This window comes from Pseudomonas sp. REP124, assembly GCF_020164475.1.
Classification (GTDB): Bacteria; Pseudomonadota; Gammaproteobacteria; order Pseudomonadales; family Pseudomonadaceae; genus Aquipseudomonas.
Window position 1 is genome coordinate 1 of record NZ_JAIQWX010000248.1, and the last position, 4,870, is coordinate 4,870.

Sequence of the window (4,870 nt, forward strand, 5' to 3'; positions counted from 1 at the left end):
CCGCTTTCGCGAGCAAGCCCGCTCCCACATTTGGATCTATGGGGTTCTTCAGATCGATGCAGCCGCTTTAGCCGACACCGCCGAACCACTCTCCACCGGACTCTGCGCCTTGCATGCCTGACTCAAGGTCAGCGACTTGGTCTCCGGCGCCCAGGCCCAGGACAGCAGCGCACCGATCGCCAGGATCGCCGCGAGGATGCCCATGGTCGGGCTCAGACCGATGCCCGCCACGCTCACCGGCAGCAGGAAGGTGCTGACAGCCGAACCCAGGCGGCTCACCGCCGTAGCCAGGCCAATGCCGCTGGCGCGAACTTCGGTCGGGAAGCTCTCGGCCGGGAACACGCCCACCAGGTTACTCACCGCCGACAGCACCAGGGTGAACAGGCCGAACACCAGCACCATCAGCGCCGCAGCACTGCTCGGCAATACCGCCAGCAGGAACAGGGCGATGGCGAGGATGATGAACGAGTTGATCAGGAACCCACGACGGGTGAACTTGATGGTGCACCAGATGCCGATCAGCGCGCCGAGGATCAGCAGCATGTTGAGCATCAGCTCCGTGCCGAAGCCTTCGGCCAGACCCATCTTCTGCAGAATCGACGGCAGGAAGGTGTAGATGGCGAAGTACGGCATCACGATGCAGACGAAGAACAGGCAGTTGAACGCGGTGCGCTTACGGTACTCGGGACTGAACAGCACGGCGTAGCCGGAGCGGGTTTCGGTGGAGCGGGTTTCGTCCAGCTCGACGTGCTCGCCCAGGAACTTCTTGACGATGGCACGGGCCTCCGCGACGCGTCCCTGATTGACCAGCCAGCGCGGCGATTCCGGAGTGCCGATACGGGCAATCAGAATCAGCGCAGCCGGGATCGCCGACGAAGCCAGCATCCAGCGCCAGGCATCGTCGCCCAGGCTGAGCATGGCGGTGCCGACGAAGGTCGCGGCGACGTAACCGAAGGTCCAGATCACGCTGAAGGAACCGAGCAGCACCCCCCGGTGCTTCTTCGGCGCGAACTCGGCGAGCATGGCGTGGCCGACACTGAAGTCACCGCCCAGGCCGATGCCGATCAGCACCCTGCACAAGAACAGGGCCATCGCCGATTCGACGTAGAACTGCATCACCGAGGCAATGGTGATCAGCACGAAGCTGACGAGGAAGATTTTCTGCCGGCCGACCTTGTCGGAAATCCAGCCGAAGAACAGGCTGCCGAGGAACAGGCCGATCAATGCCGAAGCGCCGATCAGGCCCTGCCAGAATGCATCGAGCTGCATCTGCGGGCTCAGCAGAGTGAAAGCGATACCGATCAGGCCCAGGATATAGCCGTCGGTGAAGTGGGCGCCGAAGGTCAGGCCGGCGATTTTGATGTGGAAACGGCCGATGGGCAGGTCGTCGATTTTTACCGGTTGTACGGACATGTAAGTCTCCAATTTTTGTTATTGACGGAGAAATGAAACCGAGTAAATCCCTGTAGGAGCGAGCATGCTCGCGATGGACTCCAGAACACCGCTGGGCATCAGATGCCCCGCGTTATCGTTGACGACCATCGCGAGCGTGCTCGCTCCTACAGGGGGTGGGTGAGCTTAGAGGCCACCCATCAACAGGTATTTGATTTCCAGGTAGTCATCCAGACCGTACTTGGAGCCTTCGCGACCGAGGCCCGATTCCTTGATGCCGCCGAAGGGCGCCACTTCCGTGGAAATAATCCCTTCGTTGATGCCGACCATGCCCGCTTCCAGGCCTTCGGCCATGCGCCAGACGCGGCCGATGTCGCGGCTGTAGAAGTAGGCCGACAAGCCGTACGGCGTGTCGTTGGCGCGTTGCAGCACTTCGGCTTCGTCCTTGAAACGGAAGCACGCCGCCACCGGGCCGAAGGTTTCGTCCTGGGCGATCAGCATGTCGCTGCTGGCTTCGGCGAGAATCGTCGGCTCGTAGAAAGTACCGCCCAAAGCGTGACGGCGACCGCCGCACAGGACCTTGGCGCCCTTCCCTACCGCGTCGCTGACGTGGGACTCGACCTTGGCCAACGCGGCTGCGTTGATCAGCGGGCCCTGCTCGGTTTCGCCTTCCAGGGCATTGCCGACGCGCATGGCCGCAACCGCTTCGGCGAGCTTGCCAGTGAAGGCTTCGTACACGCCGTCCTGGATGAAGAAGCGATTCACGCAGACGCAGGTCTGGCCGGTGTTGCGGAATTTCGAGGCCATCGCGCCTTTGACGGCGGCGTCGATGTCGGCGTCGTCGAAGACAATGAACGGCGCGTTGCCCCCCAGTTCCAGCGAGATCTTTTTCAGCGTGTCGGCCGCCTGACGCATCAGCAATTTGCCGGTGCGCGTGGAACCGGTGAACGACAGCTTGCGCACGATGCCGGACGCTTGCAGCGCGCCGCCGATCGCCACCGCGTCACCGGAGACCACGTTGAACACACCGGCCGGAATGCCGGCCTGCTCGGCCAGCACCGCCAGGGCGAAGGCCGACAGCGGGGTTTCTTCCGACGGTTTGAGAATCATCGTGCAACCGGCCGCCAGTGCCGGGCCGACCTTGCGGGTGACCATGGCCAGCGGGAAATTCCACGGCGTAATCGCCGCGACCACACCGATGGCTTCCTTGACCACGACGATGCGCGCATCGGCCTTGTGGCTCGGGATCACGTCGCCATAGGCGCGCTTGGCTTCTTCGGCGAACCACTCCAGAAAGCTGGCGGCATAGACCACTTCGCCCATGGCTTCGGCCAGCGGCTTGCCCTGCTCGCGGCTGAGCAAGGTGGCCAGGTCCTTCTGGTTGCTCAGCATCAGCTCGCCCCAGCGCTTGATGCGCTGGCTGCGTTCCTTGGCGGTCAGCTTGCGCCAGGCCGGCAAGGCACGGTTGGCGGCTTCGATCGCCAGATTGGTTTCTTCGGCGCCGGCCTTTTGCACGTCGGCAATCAGCTCACCGGTGGCCGGGTTAAGCACCGGGTACGTCGCCCCGTTGCTGCCAGACCATTGTCCATCGATGAAATTGCCGTGACGGATCAAATCGCTCATGCCACCGCCTCGGTCAGGTTGAAACGCTCGGTGCCCGGACGGGCCGAACGCAGGATGCGTTTGCCGGCGGTGTAATCGTTGATCACGTCGCACGGGGTGTAGTTGCGCTCCAGTTCGTACAGTTCTTCGGCGTCGAATTTGGTTTCCAGAGCCGCCAGGGCGCTGTCGAACTGCTCGGTGGTGTCGGCGCCGACCAGCATGCAATCCACGCCAGGATGATTGGCGACCCAGGCCTGGGCGATCTGCGCGTTGGAGACGCCACGGGCACGGGCCACGCGCTGCACCGAACGGGCGATTTCGAACGAGGCTTCGTCGCTGTACATCTGCTGGGTGAAGAAGTCGGTCTGGTTGCGGGTCGACTGCACGTCACCGGTCAGCAGGCCACGGGCCAGTGGACTGAACACCGAAACACCGAGGCCCTGATCGCGGCAGAACGGGATCATTTCGCGTTCTTCTTCGCGGTAGGCGCAGTTCAGTTGCAGCTGCATGTTGATCGGTTTGACCCAACCATTGCGCTCGCAGGCCATGAGGATCTTCGCCAGTTGGCCGGTGAGCATGGTCGACACGCCGATGTAGCGGGCCTTGCCGGAACGCACGATGTCGTTCATCGCGCTCATGGTCTCTTCGACCGGCGTGTTCACGTCGAAGTAATGCAGCATGAAGACGTCGACGTAATCCATGTCCAGGCGTTTGAGCGAGGCGTCGATGCTGTCCATGATGTGCTTGCGCGAGTGGCCGCTGGCGTTGATGCCAGTGCGGGTGCCGTAGCCGACCTTGGTGGTGATCACCAGGTCTTCGCGACGGGCCAGGCGCTTGACGATGCGCCCTACCACTTCCTCGCCGACGCCTGCGGAATAGAAGTCCGCCAGGTCGATGAAGTTCACGCCGTTGTCCAGCGCGTGCTTGACGATCGGCTCGCTTTTCTTCTCATCGAAGATCCACGGTTTCCAGTCCGGGGTGCCCATGTTCATGGTGCCCAGGCACAGGCGGGAGACTTCCAGGCCGGAGTTGCCCAAACGGATGTATTGCATGGCGCGGACCTCAGGCTTTTGGCGTGTAGAAAGGGTTGGCGATGTGGTTGACCACATCCTTGAGCTGCGCGGTTTCCGGCTTGCCGGTCAGGGCGGCGCGGATCGCGGTGCGGCAGGCGTTGTAGTTGTTCAGGTACACCGCATCCAGGTCGTCGCAGGACGGGTTGACCCAGTTGGCGGTGACGATGGCCCACTCGTCTTCGGCTTCCGGCGGCAGGGTGCCGTCCAGCAGCGCTTCCAGAACGGCCTTGGCGATACCGGCCTGGGACGCGCCCCAGGTGGCGTTGCCGTGCAGGTCGCTGGTGATGGCGGCCTTGTTGACGTACAGGGTCATCGGCTTGACCGGGATGTTCGGCTGGGCGATCACCATGAACGGGCAGTGACCCTGGCTTGGCGAAGCCAGGCTGTTGGCGAACGCCTGACCTGCCGGGCCGTTGCGCGGGCCGATCAGGATGTTGATGTGCGCGGCGTTCACGCCTGGGCCTTCGAAACCTTCACCGATGTACAGGTCGAGTTCTTTCATGTGTCGTTACTCTTGTCAGGACGCAGAGGGATTTGTTTGGGTGATCAGAAGCGCACGCGGGCCAGGGGCACGGCGTGGCAGAAGTCGGGATTCGAAGAGCGCAGCAGGGAGCTGGCGGGGACGCGGCAGTGATGATTAGTCATGGTTGCAAACGCTCTTTTTTGTCGTTGATGAGCTGGTTTGCGATTTTTTAACACTGGGGGTTTGCGGGGCTGTAACCATAAAAAATCATGGGGGTATGACTTCTGGTCATACCCTTGAAAACTGTGGGAGCGAGCCTGCTCGCGATGGTGTATCAGTC

The 4,870-nt window shown here is 62.4% G+C and carries 4 protein-coding genes; all 4 read right to left on the bottom strand.

The features are described 5' to 3' along the window. Window positions 1–48: 48 nt before the first annotated feature. Window positions 49–1,413: an MFS transporter gene (locus K9857_RS29625; protein WP_224542020.1), complete on the bottom strand. Its 1,365-nt coding sequence runs from the start codon at window positions 1,411–1,413 to the stop codon at window positions 49–51. Window positions 1,414–1,578: 165 nt separating this feature from the next. Continuing rightward, window positions 1,579–3,015: an NAD-dependent succinate-semialdehyde dehydrogenase gene (locus K9857_RS29630; RefSeq protein WP_224542022.1), complete on the bottom strand. Its 1,437-nt coding sequence runs from the start codon at window positions 3,013–3,015 to the stop codon at window positions 1,579–1,581. Continuing rightward, window positions 3,012–4,046, bottom strand: a complete 1,035-nt coding sequence (locus K9857_RS29635) for an aldo/keto reductase (RefSeq protein WP_224542023.1) — start codon at window positions 4,044–4,046, stop codon at window positions 3,012–3,014. The genes K9857_RS29630 and K9857_RS29635 overlap by 4 nt, the downstream gene beginning before the upstream one ends. A 10-nt stretch (window positions 4,047–4,056) precedes the next feature. Next, the gene (fae, locus tag K9857_RS29640; protein WP_175379020.1) at window positions 4,057–4,569 is read right to left on the bottom strand and encodes a formaldehyde-activating enzyme; all 513 of its coding nucleotides are present in this window, start codon (window positions 4,567–4,569) and stop codon (window positions 4,057–4,059) included. Between the last annotated feature and the right edge of the window lie 301 nt (window positions 4,570–4,870).